The 15382-nt window shown below is 67.3% G+C and carries 12 protein-coding genes; 5 read left to right on the forward strand and 7 right to left on the reverse strand.

Annotated features, from left to right (window positions below):
- Positions 1 to 10 precede the first annotated feature (10 nt).
- Positions 11 to 610, forward strand: coding sequence for a TetR/AcrR family transcriptional regulator (locus OXS31_RS20470; RefSeq protein WP_077171484.1), 600 nt, complete (start codon positions 11 to 13; stop codon positions 608 to 610).
- 15 nt (positions 611 to 625) lie between these two features.
- On the opposite strand, the gene fdhE is transcribed toward OXS31_RS20470, so the two are convergent.
- The 4 genes from fdhE to fdnG are packed head-to-tail and all read right to left on the reverse strand — an operon-like array spanning position 626 to position 6249.
- Complete coding sequence (fdhE, locus tag OXS31_RS20475) at positions 626 to 1549, reverse strand: formate dehydrogenase accessory protein FdhE (RefSeq protein WP_267401594.1); 924 nt, start codon at positions 1547 to 1549, stop codon at positions 626 to 628.
- The gene (locus OXS31_RS20480; RefSeq protein WP_007160995.1) at positions 1549 to 2256 is read right to left on the reverse strand and encodes a formate dehydrogenase subunit gamma; all 708 of its coding nucleotides are present in this window, start codon (positions 2254 to 2256) and stop codon (positions 1549 to 1551) included. Before OXS31_RS20480 ends, fdhE begins: the two co-directional genes overlap by 1 nt.
- Entirely contained in the window at positions 2253 to 3173 is a 921-nt protein-coding gene (gene fdxH / locus OXS31_RS20485) for a formate dehydrogenase subunit beta (RefSeq protein ID WP_007160996.1), read from the reverse strand. Before fdxH ends, OXS31_RS20480 begins: the two co-directional genes overlap by 4 nt.
- 10 nt (positions 3174 to 3183) lie before the next feature.
- Positions 3184 to 6249, reverse strand: a complete 3066-nt coding sequence (fdnG, locus tag OXS31_RS20490) for a formate dehydrogenase-N subunit alpha (protein ID WP_267401679.1) — start codon at positions 6247 to 6249, stop codon at positions 3184 to 3186.
- 264 nt (positions 6250 to 6513) lie between these two features.
- Here fdnG and OXS31_RS20495 point away from each other — a divergent pair, with 264 nt between their 5' ends.
- Both OXS31_RS20495 and OXS31_RS20500 read left to right on the forward strand, forming a co-directional pair.
- Complete coding sequence (locus OXS31_RS20495) at positions 6514 to 6963, forward strand: GyrI-like domain-containing protein (protein WP_027600015.1); 450 nt, start codon at positions 6514 to 6516, stop codon at positions 6961 to 6963.
- Between the two features lie 103 nt (positions 6964 to 7066).
- Complete coding sequence (locus OXS31_RS20500) at positions 7067 to 7969, forward strand: NAD-dependent protein deacetylase (RefSeq protein ID WP_108582987.1); 903 nt, start codon at positions 7067 to 7069, stop codon at positions 7967 to 7969.
- On the opposite strand, the gene OXS31_RS20505 is transcribed toward OXS31_RS20500, so the two are convergent.
- On the reverse strand, positions 7896 to 9041 hold the full coding sequence (locus OXS31_RS20505) for an acyltransferase (protein WP_267401609.1): 1146 nt from the start codon (positions 9039 to 9041) through the stop codon (positions 7896 to 7898). The two genes, OXS31_RS20500 and OXS31_RS20505, sit on opposite strands and share 74 nt — an antisense overlap.
- Positions 9042 to 9426: 385 nt before the next feature.
- On the opposite strand from OXS31_RS20505, the gene OXS31_RS20510 reads away from it, so the two are divergent.
- Both OXS31_RS20510 and OXS31_RS20515 read left to right on the forward strand, forming a co-directional pair.
- Positions 9427 to 10029 carry a nucleotidyltransferase domain-containing protein gene (locus OXS31_RS20510; protein WP_150339705.1) on the forward strand — a complete coding sequence of 201 codons (603 nt, stop codon included), beginning with the start codon at positions 9427 to 9429 and terminating at the stop codon, positions 10027 to 10029.
- Entirely contained in the window at positions 10016 to 10468 is a 453-nt protein-coding gene (locus tag OXS31_RS20515; RefSeq protein ID WP_267401612.1) for a DNA-binding protein, read from the forward strand. Before OXS31_RS20510 ends, OXS31_RS20515 begins: the two co-directional genes overlap by 14 nt.
- A gap of 30 nt (positions 10469 to 10498) precedes the next feature.
- Here OXS31_RS20515 and OXS31_RS20520 read toward each other — a convergent pair whose 3' ends face one another.
- Positions 10499 to 12931 (reverse strand): glucan 1,4-alpha-glucosidase, encoded by a 2433-nt coding sequence (locus tag OXS31_RS20520; RefSeq protein WP_267401614.1) that lies wholly within the window; start codon positions 12929 to 12931, stop codon positions 10499 to 10501.
- 101 nt (positions 12932 to 13032) lie between these two features.
- Positions 13033 to 15264, reverse strand: coding sequence for an FUSC family protein (locus tag OXS31_RS20525; protein ID WP_267401616.1), 2232 nt, complete (start codon positions 15262 to 15264; stop codon positions 13033 to 13035).
- Between the last annotated feature and the right edge of the window lie 118 nt (positions 15265 to 15382).

The raw sequence follows: 15382 nt of genomic DNA on the forward strand, positions 1-15382 counted from the left end.
TATTTTTGTAATGAGCACTACAAATAAAACCGCAACCCGTGGGCGGCCCCGCCGCTTCGATCCGGACGAGGCCATCGTCCAGGCCCAGCGCCTGTTCCATGAAAAGGGCTATGACGGGGTGAGCGTCGCCGACCTGACCCAGGCGCTCGGCATCAGGCCGCCGAGCTTCTATGCGGCCTTCGGCAGCAAGCTGGAGCTGTACCAGCGGGTGCTCGAACGCTACATCTCGACAGGCGCCGTGCTGCTGCACGAGATCCTGGACGGCGAACAGTCCCTGGCGGTAGCGCTCACCCGAGTGCTGGAAGAGGCAGCGCGCAGCTATGTAGCCGACCCCAGCTCGACCGGCTGCCTGGTGCTGGAGGGCACCCATTCCGACGATCCCCAGGCCCGTGCGGCAGCCGACCGACACCACCAGACGGCCCAGGCGCTTATCCGCACTCATATCGCCGGTCGCCAGCCGCAGCGTGCGCAGGAGCTGGCCGACTTCGTCATCACCACCATGGCCGGGCTCTCCGCCAGCGCGCGGCATGGGCAGAGCCTGGAGCGGTTGCTGGCCAGCGCGCGCCTGGCGGGCCTGGCGCTGACCCAGGCCCTTCATGCGGAGACGTGACGCGGCGCTGGCGCCTTATTCCCCGGCGATGAACAGCGGATTGAAGCCGCTGCGGGCATAGCGCCCTTCTTCGGCCAGCGCGAAGTCCAGCGGCAGGCTGGCGAGGTCGTCGGCCAGGGGCTCGGCGCCGAGGTTGAAGCTCTTGCTGACCAGTTTGAGGTAGCTGTCGCAGCTGTCGCAGGTCTCGGCCTGGGCGGCCAGGGGCGTCTTGCCAGCGGCGTCTTCCAGGGCCAGATAGCGCACCTGGGCGCTGGTGTTGCAGCAGCTGCACTTGCTGCGCTCCAGGTGCCACTCGGTGGCGCAGAGGCTGCAATGCAGGTAGCGCACGTTGTCGCGATCACGGTCGGCGTGGACGATGCTGGCCAGCGGCGGCGCCGCGCAGGTCGGGCACAGCACCCGGCTGGCGTCGCCATGGCGCTGGGGCGGTTGCGGCAGGCCCAGGGCCAGGCGCACCCAGGCCACCTGCAGGGCAGCGCCCACCAGCGGCAGCAGCCCCCGGACCTCTGGGGCGCCGGGCTCCTGAGCGAGCAACTGCTCGGCGAGCCGTTGACGCTCGGTCACCGGCAAGGCGGCCAGCTGTTCGAGCACTGGCCGCTGACGCGCGGCGATGCGCAGTTCCAGGTTGGCCAGCAGCGCCTGCAGATCGCCCTGCCAGTCCAGATCCCGCAGCAGAGCCTGCCCCTGCAGCGGCGGCATGCCGTGCTCCAGGGCCAGGCTGAAGGCATCCGGCGCCGGTTGCCAGCTGGGCTGGCGGTCCTGCAGGACCGCCTCCTGGGCCTGGACCAGCAGGGCCATGAAGCCGAGGAAGTCGCCCAGCTCGGGGCTGCGCTCGGCCAGTTCGCGCAGGCGGCGGGCGCGCCGGGCGAACAGCTGGCGATCGGGCAGGACCACCGGTGGCGGATTGAGGATGCCGGTGGGCGAGGTGCCGTACTGATGCATCAGGGGGTCCCCTTGTCGGGCATGCGGTGTTCATCCAGGGGGCGTTCGCCCCGCTCGCCGCCTTCGCGGCGTTCCTGCTCGACGATCTCGTCGTACCACAGCCTGTGATGGTGCTTGGCCCAGGCACGGCTGACGCGGCCCTGGGTCATGGCGCGGAAGGAGCCCTTCACCCAGATCGCCGAATAGACGTGGATGATCAGGGTGACGATGGCGACGAAGGCGACATAGGCGTGCACCAGGCTGGAAAAGCGCAGCCAGCCACGCGGCAGGATGTCGGCGAAATACGGGCGCCAGATGAAGAAGCCGCTGAGCAACAGCGCCGGCACCGACAGCAGCATCACCCAGTACACCAGCTTCTGCCCCGGGTTGTTGGCGCCGATGGGCGGCGCCAGCTCGTCGCGGTTGGCGAGGACGTCGCCGATGCGCCGCACCCAGGCGACGTCGTGGCGCTTGAACAGGTTGACCTTGAAGAAGCGCACCGCCATGACCACGAAGCCCAGGCTCATGGCCACCCCGATGAAGGGGTGCAGGATGCGCGTCATGGTCGGCCCGCCGAACAGCGCCGTGAGGTCGAAGAAGAACGGGTGGAAGAAGGCCAGGCCGCTCAGGGTCAGGCAGACGAAGGTGAAGGCGATGAACCAGTGGTTCAGCCGGCTGAAGGTGGTGTAACGCAGGATGCCGCGCTTGTTGTCCGACGGCGTGGTCATGGCCGATCCTCCTCGCGCGCGGCGTGGCGCTCTGCCTCGTCCGGGGATTCCTCGGGTTCTTCCTTGGGTCCCTTGGTCAGGTAGTGGGCGATGCCGGCGATGGCGGTGACGCCCAGCAGCGCCGACATGATCGGCTTGGTCACGCCCTTCCACAGGCTGACCATGGGGCTGATCTGCGGATCGGCCGGCAGGTGGGTATAGAGCTCCGGCTTGTCGGCATGCTGCAGCACGTACATCACATGGGTGCCGCCCACCCCGGCCGGATCGTAGAGGCCGGCGCCGGGAAAGCCACGGTCATGCAGCTGGCCGACGCGCATCTGGGCATGTTCGGTCATGTCCTCCTTGGTACCGAACATGATCGCTCCGGTCGGGCAGGACTTGACGCAGGCCGGCTCCAGGCCGTGGTAGACGCGGTCGGAGCAGAGGGTGCACTTGTAGGCCTTCTGGTCCTTCTTGGAGATGCGCGGCACGTCGAAGGGGCAGCCCGAGACGCAATAGCCGCAGCCGATACAGTGCTCGGAATTGAAGTCGACGATGCCGTTGGCGTACTGCACGATGGCCCCCGGCGCCGGGCAGGCCTTGAGGCAGCCCGGCTCGGCGCAGTGCATGCAGTTGTCCTTGCGGATCAGCCACTCCAGGTTGCCCTTCTCGTTGACGTATTCGTCGAATCTCATCACCTGGAAGGTCTCCGGGGTGAGGTCCGGCGGATTGTTGTAGGTACCGTTGCAATGCCCGACCTCGTCGCGCAGGTCGTTCCATTCCGAACAGGCCACCTGGCAGGCCTTGCAGCCGATGCAGCGCGACACGTCGATCAGCTTGGCCACCGCCTCCACCCCGCCGATGCGGGTGTGGGGCGACTCCTCGGAGGTGGCCGAGCGTGCGACGATGTTCTGGAAGTTGACTTGATCGCCTCTCATAGAACCTCCCTCAGACCTTTTCCACGTTCACCAGGAACGACTTGAATTCCGGTGTCTGGGTATTGGCGTCGCCCACGTAGGGGGTCAGGGTGTTGGTGAGGAATCCGGGGCGGGTGACGCCCTTGAAGCCCCAATGGATGGGGATGCCGATGTGGTGCACGGTGCGCCCCTCCACCTGCAGCCCGTGCATGCGCTTGGTCACCACCGCCACCGCCTTGATGTAGCCGCGCTTGGAGCTGACCTTGACCCAGTCGCCGGCCTTGATGCCGAGCTCGGTCGCCAGGTCCTCGCTGATCTCGACGAACTTCTCCGGCTGGGCGATGGCGTTGAGCCGCGCATGGGTGGTCCAGAAGTGGAAGTGCTCGGTCAGGCGGTAGGTGGTGGCCGCATAGGGGAATTCCTCGCGGGTACCCAGCCGCGCCCGATCGCCCGGGAAGATCCGCGCCGCCGGGTTGTTCCTGGCGCGCGGGTTGTCCGGGTGCAGCGGGTTGTGGTCCAGCGGCGACTCGAAGGGCTCGTAGTGCTCCGGGAAGGGCCCCTCGGCCAGCAGGCTGCCGCCAAAGAAATGCGCGACGCCCTCCTGGTTGAGGATGAAGGGCCCGGCCTTGGCCGAGGGTGGCGAGGTCCAGGGGAAGTCGGGGATGTCGGCGCCGGCCCAGCGTTCGCCGTTCCACCAGATCAGCCGCTTCTCCGGCGCCCAGGAGGTGCCATCCGGCCGGGCGCCGGCGCGGTTGTAGAGGATGCGGCGATTGAGCGGCCAGGACCAGGCCCAGCCCAGGGTCATGCCGATGTTGTAGGGATCGGCGTTGTCGCGCCGATCCATATTGTTGCCCTGGCGGTTGTAGGAGCCCGAATAGATCCAGCAGCCGCAGGTGGTGCTGCCGTCGTCGGCGAGGAAGCCGAAGTCGTCGAGCAGTTCGCCGCGCTTGTGGGAAATGGTCCCGTTCGGCCCGGGCAGGTCGGCCAGGGCGCGACCGTTGTATTCCTGGGCGATGTCCTCGGGATTGGGCTCCTCCGGATTGCTGTAGGGCCAGGTGAGATTGAGGATGGGATCGGGAAAGGCGCCGCCCTCGTCGCGATACATCTGCTGCAGGCGATGGAACAGCCCGGCGAGGATGGCCACGTCCGGTCGCGACTCGCCCGGCGGCGGCGCGGCGCGCCAGTGCCACTGCAGCCAGCGCGAGCTGTTGACGATGGCGCCGTTCTCCTCGGCGAAGCAGGTGGTGGGCAGGCGGAACACCTCGGTCTGGATCTGGCTCGGGTCCACGTCGTTGAGTTCGCCGTGGTTCTGCCAGAACTCGGCGGTCTCGATGGCCAGCGGATCCATCACCACCAGGTACTTGAGCTTGCTCAGCGCCTGGCTGACCTTGTTCTTGTCCGGGAAGGAGGCCAGCGGATTGAAGCCCTGGCAGAAATAGCCGGTGATCTCGCCGTGGTGCATGCGCTCGAAGGTGTGCAGGACGTCGTAGAGCGGCTCGCTGAGCTTGGGCAGCCAGTCGTAGCACCAGTCGTTGTCCTTGGTCGCCGCCTCGGAAAACCAGGCCTTCATCAGGCTGACGTGGAAGCGCTCGTAGTACTTCCAGTAGGAGACCTCGCCCTCGCGCAGGGGCTGCTTGGCCCGCCGCTTGATGTAGTCGCGGTATTCCTGTTCCTCGTGGGAGGCCAGGTAGAGATAGCCCGGCAGCTGGTTGGAGAGCAGGCCCAGGTCGGTCAGCCCCTGGATGTTGGAGTGGCCGCGCAGGGCGTTGACCCCACCGCCGAGCATGCCGATGTTGCCCAGCAGCAGCTGCACCATGGAGGCGGTACGGATGATCTGGGCGCCGACGGAGTGCTGGGTCCAGCCCAGGGCGTAGAGGATGCTCATGGTGCGCTCAGGGCGCGCCGTCTCGGCGATCATGTCCCAGGTGGTCTGGATCTGCTCACGCGGCATGCCGCAGACGCGCTCCACCAGCTCGATGGTGTAGCGGCTGTAGTGCGCCTTCATCAGCTGGTAGACGCAGCGCGGGTGCTGCAGGGTCGGGTCCTCCTTCACCATGCCGCGCTCGTCGAATTCGTAGCTCCAGCTGGATTTCTCGTAGGCGCGACGCTTGTCTTCGCCGAAGCCGGAGAAGAGGCCGTCGTGGAAGCCGAAGTCTTCCTTCACGATGAGGGCGACGTCGGTGTAGGCCCTTACGTACTCATGCTGGATCTGGTCCGTGGTGAGCAGGAAGTTGATCAGCCCGCCCAGGTAGACGATGTCGGTCCCGGTGCGGATATAGGCGTGGTAGTCCGCCACCGCCGAGGTCCGGGTGAAGCGCGGATCGATGGTGATCAGCTTGGCGTTGTTCTTTTCCTTGGCCTCCACCATCCAGCGAAAGCCCACCGGGTGCGCCTCGGCCGAGTTGCCGCCCATGGACAGGATGAGATTGGCATTGCGGATATCGACCCAGTGATTGGTCATGGCACCGCGGCCGAACGAAGGGGCAAGACCTGCCACCGTCGGTCCGTGTCACACGCGCGCCTGGTTGTCGATCGCCAGCATGCCGAGGCTGCGGATCACCTTCTGGGTGAGGTACGCGGTCTCGTTGGAACAGGCCGAGGCCGCCAGGAAGCCGGTGGTGATCCAGTGATTGACCAGATGGCCATCGGCGTCATAGGTGACGAAGTTCTTGTCCCTGTCCTCCTTCATGTAGCGGGCGATGCGGTCCAGCGCCTCGTTCCAGCTGATGCGCTTCCACTCGTTGCTGCCCGGCTCGCGCACCTCGGGGTGGGAGAGGCGCGATTCGCTCTTGATGAAGTCCAGCACCCCGGCGCCCTTGGGGCAGAGGGAACCGCGACTGACTGGATGATCCGGATCGCCTTCGACGTGGTAGATGTCGCTGACGGTGTTGATGCCGCCATCGCCGCGGCTGTAGAGCAGCATGCCGCAACCCACCGAGCAGTAGGTGCAGGTGTTGCGCGTCACCTTGGCGGCAGCGAGCTTGTAGTAGCGGATGGACGCCAGTGCCGGTTCCGGGGCGAAGCCGAGCATGGCCATGCTCGAGGTGGCGACCCCCGCCGTACTGAGTTTGAGGAAGTTGCGGCGCGATACCTTGATCGACATTTCTTGGGTAACTCCAGGCACATCACGGTAGGACTTCGTCCTGAGCCGGGCCTGGCAGTTCGAGCGAAGCGTCGTCTTTTTTCGTCGAAAAATCATTCAAAATCAGTGTTTTAGCGAAGCGGCAAGAGGACCTGGCAGGGTCTGCGGCAGGGCCTGGCGGCGGCTGCGACCTTTCGTCCGATGGCCGCCCCGGCTGACCGCCGCGCGCCGCTGGAGTAAGGTGACGGCCTTCATCGCATCTTCGAGAGAGTCTGTCCCATGTCGCTGGAAATCGTCGACCATCCCGCCCTGGAAGTGACCGGTCTGCTGTTCGAGCCTGGCCAGGGCGAAGACATCGCCGCCCTCTGGCGGCGCTTCGCCGACCGCGCCGGGGAGATCACCGGGCGCGAAGGCGACGCCGAATGGTATGGCCTGAGCTGGCGCCAGGCCGGCACCATGCACTACCTGGCCGCGGTGGCCACCACCCCAGGCGCCCCCCTGCCCGCCGGCATGGTGCGCCAGGAACTGCCGGAAGGCCGCTACGCCCGCTACGTGCACCTGGGCACCGCGCCCAGCGTGGCCAAGAGCCTCGGCCGGCTGTTCGCCGAACTGCTGCCGGCGCGCGGCCTGCAACCCCGTCCCGGCGCCTGCTTCGAGCACTACACCGAAGCCTTCACCGGAGTGGATGCCCAGGATTCGCAGATCTATATCTACGTGCCGGTTTTCTGAAGGCCACTCGCCGCAGCGCGGACAGGACGTTCGTCAGCTGCGGCTTGCCTCCCGGCATAACCCTTTCCAAGCTGGGGATATCGCCCGCAACCCCAGGTGCACGATGTCCCTGCCCGAGCTCCAGTCCTTTATCGCCCGGCACGAGCGGATCTTTCTGCTCACCGGTGCCGGTTGCAGCACCGATTCCGGCATTCCCGACTACCGCGACCGCGACGGCGCCTGGAAGCGCCCGCAACCGGTCACCCTGCAGGCCTTCGTTGGCGACGAATTGTTGCGCCGCCGCTACTGGGCACGCAGCCTGATCGGCTGGCCGCGCTTCTGCCAGGCGCGGCCCAACGCCACCCACCAGGCCCTGGCGGCCCTGGAGCGGCGCGGCCAGGTGGAGATGCTGCTGACCCAGAACGTCGATCGGCTGCACCAGGCCGCCGGCAGCGAGGCGGTGATCGACCTGCACGGGCGCCTCGACCAGATCCGCTGCCTGGGTTGCGAGCTGCGCCTGCCGCGCCAGGAATTCCAGCAGTGGCTGGGCGAACTCAATGGCGACTGGCTGCAGCTGGACGCGGCTACCGCGCCGGATGGCGATGCCGATCTGGAAGGCGTGGACTTCATGAGTTTTCGCGTGCCCGACTGCCCGCGCTGCGGCGCCCTGCTCAAGCCGGACGTGGTGTTCTTTGGCGAACACGTGCCCGGTGCGCGGGTGGAGCGTGCCTTCGCCCACCTGGGCCGCGCCGATGCGCTGCTGGTGGTGGGCTCGTCGCTGATGGTCTATTCCGGCTTTCGCTTCGCCCAGGCCGCGGCTCGCGCCGGCCTGCCCATCGCCGCCCTGGGCTATGGCCGCACCCGCGCGGACGACCTGCTCGCGCTCAAGGTGGAAGCCTCCTGCGCCCAGGCACTGGCCTTTCTGCTGGAGTATCCCGGGGCGGCGCCGGCGCTTACGCCGGCACTTGCCGAGGCCGTGGCGCCCGGCCCAGGTGCATCAGCGGACGCTCGATCCAGCGGTAGCTGAGCATCGACAGCAGGCAGGCGAGCACCAGCACCGGTGGCAGCAGGGCCATGAAGCCGACCGTACCCAGGACCTCGACCGACCCCAGGTTGAGCAGGGTGAAGAGGCCGTAGAGCAGCAGGCCATGGGTGAGATAGAGGCTGTAGCTGATCTCGCCCAGCACCTTGAGGCCGCGACTGCGCAGGAGGCCGAAGAGGTCGTTGCCGGCGGCCATGGCGGCGAAGGGCAAGGCCAGCGCCAGCATCTGCTTGAGGTTGTAGTCCGGCTGGGTCATGGCATAGGCCACCAGCGCCAGCGACAGCGCGGCCACCAGGGGCGTGCGCAAACGTGCCAGCAACGCCGGCCGATGGACCTTGACGAACACCGGCAGGAATCCCAGCAGGAACAGTAGGCCGAAGCGCGCGCCCAGCACGTGGTAGTGATAGCCGGCGGCGACCAGGCCGCCCACCAGCAGCACCGAGACCAGCAACGGCAGGCCGAAGCCACGACGATTGAACAGCGCGGCGATGAGCGGAAGGGCCAGGTAGAACAGCGCCTCGTAGCGCAGCGTCCAGTGGGCGCCGGCGGTCATCCAGCCGCTCTCCTCCAGGCCGTTGAGACTGAAGCCGGAAAACAGCTCCCAGCTGAGCAGCTCGAGCATGAAGCGCTGGCCGTCGGCGATGACGAAGTGGGTGCGGATCAGGGTGAAGAGCACCACCACGGCCACCACGCAGAGATACAGCGGCATCACCCGCAGCACCCGCGAACGGAGCAGCTCGCCCCAGTCCGGCGTGCGGCGATAGACCTTTCCGAAGAACAGGTAGCCGGTGATCATGAAGAACAGCGAGACCGGTACCACGCCCATGTTGTAGAGCAGGTCGCTGTCGGGTTCGCGCCACTGGCCCTCGGCCTTGAGGTGATAGGTCAGCACGAAATGCAGGCAGACCACGGCGGTGGCGAGGATGCCGCGCAGGGCATCCAGCGGCGAGGAGCGCGCCAGGGTCTCCTCGGTGAGCAGCGGGCTGCGGCGCAGGGCGAAGGCCAGCAGCACTAGGGTGCCCAGGTAGAGGGCGATGGGGAGAGCGACGTCAGTCATATCCGTGACCTTCTTGACAGGAACCGGCAAAGACCCGCCCCCAGACCACCGGAGCGGTCGCCGGAGCGAGCGAGAGAAAAGCGCGACAGCCGGGCACGCTACCGCGCGGTACGCGACCGTGGGCAGGAGGGCCGGAGCGAAGAGGGAAAGCAGGGAGCGGAAGGATCCGCCCGTCTCAGGAAAGCCCGAGAACGCCCATCAGACAAGTCTTGTTACAGGCGTTCCCTGAGCGATCAAAGGTAAAACAGGCTCTGGCACTGGCTATAGCAGAGATCTACCGCTTGTCGGTTAGGCATCCAACTGATCGTTTGAGGCATGGTAGTACTGGATTATTGCTGCCTTTTGGGCTTCAATTGCAGCCTAAAAGGCAGCAATAAGGTGTTCGATGTCACTCGCGTCCGTCCTTTTTCCCGACTATCGCCGCAAGGTCTTGGCGCTGCTGCTGCTCCATCCGGATAGTAGCTATCACCAGCGTGAAATCGCGCGATTGACCGAGACCCAGTCCGGTACCCTCAGCCGCGAACTCGTCAAGTTGGTCTCGGCGGGTCTGGCCGTGAAAACGCGCGTGGGTAATCAGCAGCACTACCGTGCCAATCGGGACTGCCCGATCTTCGAAGAGCTGGCGAGCATTCTGCGCAAGACCAGTGGCCTTACCGACATCCTGGCCGAGGCATTGGGCCCTGTTGCAGACCGGATAGAAGCAGCTTTCGTCTTCGGCTCGATGGCCAGCGGCAAGGCGAACGGTGGAAGCGATATAGACCTCATGATCCTGGGCACCGTGACCTTCGGTGAAGTAGTGGCGGCCCTTTACCCCTGCCAGGAAAGGCTTGGCCGCGAGATCAATCCCAAGGTATACCGGCAAGAGGAATGGCAGAAGCTGTTGGCGGAAGGGGGAGCCTTCGTTACGGATCTGCTAGAAAAGCCCAAGCTGTTCGTCATAGGCGACGCTGGCGAACTGTCACAAGGATGGACAGATGACCCTGGATAATTTGATTGGCAAAAGTCTCGAAGCGATTACGCCGGATTCGGCAGGTATCCGGCGCCTGCTGGAGGCAGCGCAGCGTAGCCTGGAGGACGCCCGCCTGCCGACGCTGAGCAGTGAAAGCCGCTTCGACCTGGCCTACAAGGCGATCATGCAGGGCGCCAATGCAGCGCTTCAGGCCAATGGCTATCGCACCCTGACCAGTCGCCCTGGCCATCATCAGACCATGATCCAGTCCTTGCCCCGGACCATAGGTCTCGCTACGCCAACGATACTGGTACTGGACACCCTGCGCAAGCAACGCAATGTCATCGACTACTCGGGCGACTTGGTCAGCGACTCGATGGCCGAAGAGGCATTACGGCAGGCTGAAACCCTGCTCCAGCAGATCGTACTATGGCTGGAGCAACAACGACCCGACCTGCTGCCGCGTCGCGAGCCCTGACGGCGCTCGCGACGCGGCAGCATTCCTTACTCAGGGCGCCAGTGCCCGCGCCACCACCGGGTAGTGATCCCACACCTGGCCGTCCGCCATGGAGCGCAGTAGCTTGACGTATTCGGCGTGGGACCAGGCCAGCGGCGTCGCCGAATCGGTGCCCTGCCCCTTGGTGTAGCCGTGGCGCCGGTTGTCGCCCACGCCGTCCCAGACCTGCTCGGGCAGCATCAGGCCGGCGTTGGCGAACAGCTCCAGGCCACGGACGTAGGTGTCGCGCAGCTTGCCGAGCGCCGCCGCATCCGGCTTGCCCTGCAGGACCAGGCGCGCCAGCTCGTAGTGCCCGCGCTCACCGGTGAAGATCGGCCAGACCCGGCCGCGCAGTCCGGAGTTGGGCACCGGCTGCTCGGTGGCCGGGAAGTTGATGCCGGAGCTTTCGCTCTCGCCATAGCCGTCGTTGCCGTAGCGGCGCCAGCCGGGGAAGGTGCCCTGCACTCCCGGGTACTGGAAGCTGTACTTGACCCGCAGATTCTCCGGCAGGCCCTCGTCGTCCAGCACCGCCAGGCTCTTCTGCACCAGGGGATCGCCGGCCGGTCGCACGCCGTAGCGCACCAGTTCGAGGAAACCGGCGTCCAGCACCTGGTCTTCCGGCAAGCCCGGGCGGCTGTTGTTGTCCACCAGCTTGCCCTTGTCGTTGGGATCCTCGTTCTGGGTGATGCGCAGGTAGTAGTGGCCGGCGCCCAGGCTGCCCTGGGTGGTGGCCATGGTCTTTTCCACCTGGCTCGAATAGCGCCGCGCGGTGTCGCGGTAGCGGCTGGCATTGGCCTCGTCGCCGGCGTGGCGCGCCAGTTCGCTCGCCGTGGCGAGACCGGCGATCACCGCCGCGGTGGTGGACGGCGAATAGCCCCACTGCTCTTCCCAGCGCTCCTGCTGGGTCTGCGGCGGCTTGACCTGCCAGGTGTTCCAGCCCAGGTTGACCTGGCTGTCGCGGGCGAGGAAATCCGCCGCGGGCCGGAGCATGTCGCGATACCAGCGATCGATCTCGGCATCGCCCAGCAGGCCGCCTTGCCAGAGGCGGTAGCCAAGCATGATCGGCATGGCGGTCTGGTCCAGTTGCACGCCCACCCATTCGATGGTGCCGTCGACGTGGGTCTTCTGCAGGAACCAGCCGGTGGCCCCCGGCGCGCGGACCTCGTCGCCCTGCTTCTGCTGGTGGATGAAGGCCGAGCTGTCGGCCGGCTTGTGGGCGGTGTTGGCGTCCACCTGCACCTGCTTGAGGTAGCTGAAGGCGACCTTGGGCGTCTGCCGATCGCCCAGCGCCAGCAGCGCCATGGCGCACTGGTAGAAGTCCCGCGGCCAGACCGCCTTGTAGCCGGTGGTGCCCTTGGCCGCCGGCACCGTTTCGCCCCAGGGATTGGACAGCGAGGCGATCAGGGCGCCGGCGTGGGTCTTGTCTTCCTGGGCCTTGAGCACCAGGGCGCTGGCGTTGACCAGCTTGCCGCCGTCGCCGGCCTGGGCCTGCAGGCGCGGCAGTTGATCGAGGCTGGCCAGGTAGTCCTGCCAGCCGATGGCGTCGCCCTCGCCGTTGTAGTGGGCCAGCACCTTTTGGTAGCCGCGGGCCAGGGTGGCATCGGCCGCCGCCTCGGCCTGGCGCGGATTGGCGCCAAAGCCCACCACCACGTCCAGGGTGGTCTCGGCGCCCTTGAGCGGCAGCTTGGCCAGCATGGCGACGTTGCCGGCCTGGTCACCGGTGCTGCTGTAGAGCTGGGTCAGCTTGCCGTTGCGGCGCAGGTCGTCGAGGCCGTCGGAGCTGCCGACGAAACCCACGGTGGGCGTCTGCAGGGGCTGGCTGGCCTTGACCACCAGGGCGTGCTCGCCTTCGCTGGCGTAGAGCACCGCGCCCTTCACCGCCGCGCGATCATGGCTGCCGCTGTTGGCCAGCGCCGGATCGACATAGAGATAGGGCTGGATGCGCGGATCCTGGCTGCGAAAGATGACGCGCATGACCAGGGTGTCCTGGTCCGGGTCAGTGAAAACGTGCTTCTCGATCTCGTAGCGGCCCTGGCGGTCGCGATTGACGATTCGGTAGGCCAGGGAAGTCGGCCGGCCGGCGCTATCGGTGGCCAGGTATTCGATGCGGCTGTCGGTGTCGTCGCGCTCCAGGTGGGTGAAGTCGGGGCCGCGGATCACCAGTTGCATCTCGCGCAGCTGCGCCTCGTGGATGAGGCCCTGCATGGTCTCGGTGACCACGCCCTGGGCCAGGGAGAACCAGACCCGCGAGACGCGTCCGGTACTGGCCTGGTCATTGTAGGCGCCATCGCGATAGGCCTCGTAGCTGGTGCCGATGCCGGTCTTGCCGGAATAGGACCAGAAGGGTGCGGCGCCGGGGGCGCCCGGGGCTTCCAGGGCAGACGCCAGGGGCGTCAGGAGAAAACTGGCGGAACAGAGCAGCGGACGGACGAAGCGGACGGGCATGGGCAGGCGGGCCTTGTTCTGGTTGTGCCGAAAGTCGCATGGCAGAGGGCCTGCTGGCCCTCCCCGTCCGTAAGCCTAGTCGGATTTTGGCCGGCTGCTGGCTAGCCTTCGTCGCGCGCCGGTGGCCGGGCCTGCGGCAGGTACCCGGCCAGAGGCGAATCCGGCGCCAGCAGCGAGGTGCGGATGACGTGCAGGTAGCTGGCGATGCGCCGCAGCGGCGACCGGTCGAAGTCGCCGGGATTGGGCTCCAGGTGGCGCTGGGCCTGGTGCGCCAGCAGGATGGCCTGGTCCACGGCGCCCAGGGCGCGGGCCAGGTTGGCGGCATCGGGCTGGCGAGCCAGCCGCACCAGTGCCCGACCCAGGGCGCGGATCGCCAGGCGCCAGGCGCGCTGTTCGCGATACCAGGGCAAGGGCGGCAGCGCGGCCTGTTCCAGGCGCAACTCGATGATGGCGTGGCCCAGTTCCAGGCTGAGAAAGGTCCAGCGCAGCAGCTGCCGCTGCACCAGCGGCTGGCCCACGGTGAGCACCTGCACCTGGTTGAGCAGATCGCGCAGGCCGGAATCGAAGCGGCCACTCAGGCCGGCCAGGGGCGCGCCTATGGCGTGGACCAGGCGCTCGCGCAGGGCAGCCTCCAGCCGCCGCCAGACCCAGGGCTGGCTGGGCGGCAGCAGCACGCTGACGGCCACCACCGCCACGCCGCAGGCCACGAGGTAGGCCAGGTAGGTGTTGCAGAAGAGGTCGGCGTCGTAGCGCGGCAGATTGCCCGGCAGGGCCGCCGAGCAGAACCAGACCATCAACCCGGTGCCATAGCCGGCCAGGCGTGGCCGGGTGATCAGCCAGGCGCCGGCGGCGAATACCGGCGCCAGCACCAGCAGCAACAGCGCGAAGCCGTCGATCCAGGGCAGCACCTGGAAGTGCAGCAGCCCGCCGGCCAGGGCCCCGACCAGGGTGCCACCGGCCAGTTGCAGGCAATAGCGGCGCGGATCGGCCGAGGTGGAGGCCAGCGCCGAGATCAGCGCCGCCGCCAGGGTGCAGGCCGCGCCGCTCGGCCAGGCGGTCTCGATCCAGAACAGCCCTACGCCCAGCACCACCAGGGCGCTGCGCACCCCGGCCATCCAGGCCACCGCGCGACTGGCCAGCGGCGTGAAGGTCTCGCGCGTCTTGGGCGCGGTGCTGATCGGCAGGTCCAGCTCCAGCTGGGTATTCAGCAGCAGGTGCAGGTCCTCGGCGAAGCGATAGAGCAATTCGGCGGCGGTATCGTAGTCGAGCCGGTCGACCTCGGCCGCAGGCGCCGTGCGAGCCAGTTGCTGACGACCGGCGCGGATCGCCGCCATCAAGGTTTCGCGCTCCGCGGCCAGGCGCTCGTTGAGCCGGCGCAGATCCCGCTCTTCCGGTAGTCGGCCCAGGCTCGGCGCCAGGGCGACGGCGATCAGTTCCAGGGCGGGCGCCAGGGCCTGACGCACCGCCGGCGGCCGCTCGGTCAGGCGCGCCAGCAACTGGTAAAGGGCATGAAAGCGGGTGTTGAGCAGCATGAGCCGATTGCCCAGGGCCGCCAGGCGCCCGCTGCGCCGCCGCAGATAGGGCTCTTCGAAGACGCTGGCGCTGCGCAGGCTCTCGAAGCCCACGGAATCGGCGGCGAAGCGAGCGCTGAGCGCGGCGAAGCGTTCGGCCTCGAGGCGGCCGAGCAGGCCGTCATGGGCCATGGCGAGGAAGTCACGCAGGCGCTGCGCCAGGGTGCGGCGCAGCACGCCGCGGGTGGTCTGCGGCAGGATCGCCACGCCCACCACCCCGGCGCAGCAGATGCCCAGGGCGATCTCCAACAGACGCCATACCGCCTGCAAGAAGGCGCCCTGGGGCTCGGCCACCGCCGGCAGCCCGACCAGGCAGGCGGTATAGCCGGCCAGCAGAAAGGCATAGCTGCGAAAGTCGCGATAGCGCGCCGCCCCGCGGGTGCAATAGCCGATCCACAGCACCAGGGCGCCGAGCAGCAGGACCCGCTCCTGGGCGAACAGGGCGATGGCGGCCACGGTGAAGCTCAGGCCGGCCAGGCTGCCGAGGATGCGATAGAAACTCTTGGCCAGCACCTGGCCGCTCTGCGGCTGCAGGACGATGAAGACGGTGACCAGCACGGTGCTCGGTTGCGGCAGTTCCAGGCGATAGGCCAGCCATAGGGCCAGGGCCGCGGCCAGCAGCGCCTTGGCGATGAAGGCCCAGGTCTGGCCATCGGTACGCGCCCATTCGCGGCCGGCGCGGCGCCAGGCATTCAGACTGGGCCAGCGTTGGCGCGGAACGGAGCGGGAGGGCCGCAGGGGCAACGGCGAAGCGAGGGGCATGCTGGGCAACGACGGGATCGACGGGAGGGGGCGAGACGCGGCGCCTCGGCGGCCATTCTAGGAAGCCGGGTCCACCCCGATTAAGCCGGGTGCGACAGCAAAGAGCGTTAACCAACGG

It is taken from the genome of Pseudomonas sp. GM_Psu_1 (assembly GCF_026544185.1).
GTDB lineage: Bacteria > Pseudomonadota > Gammaproteobacteria > Pseudomonadales > Pseudomonadaceae > Chryseomonas > Chryseomonas oryzihabitans.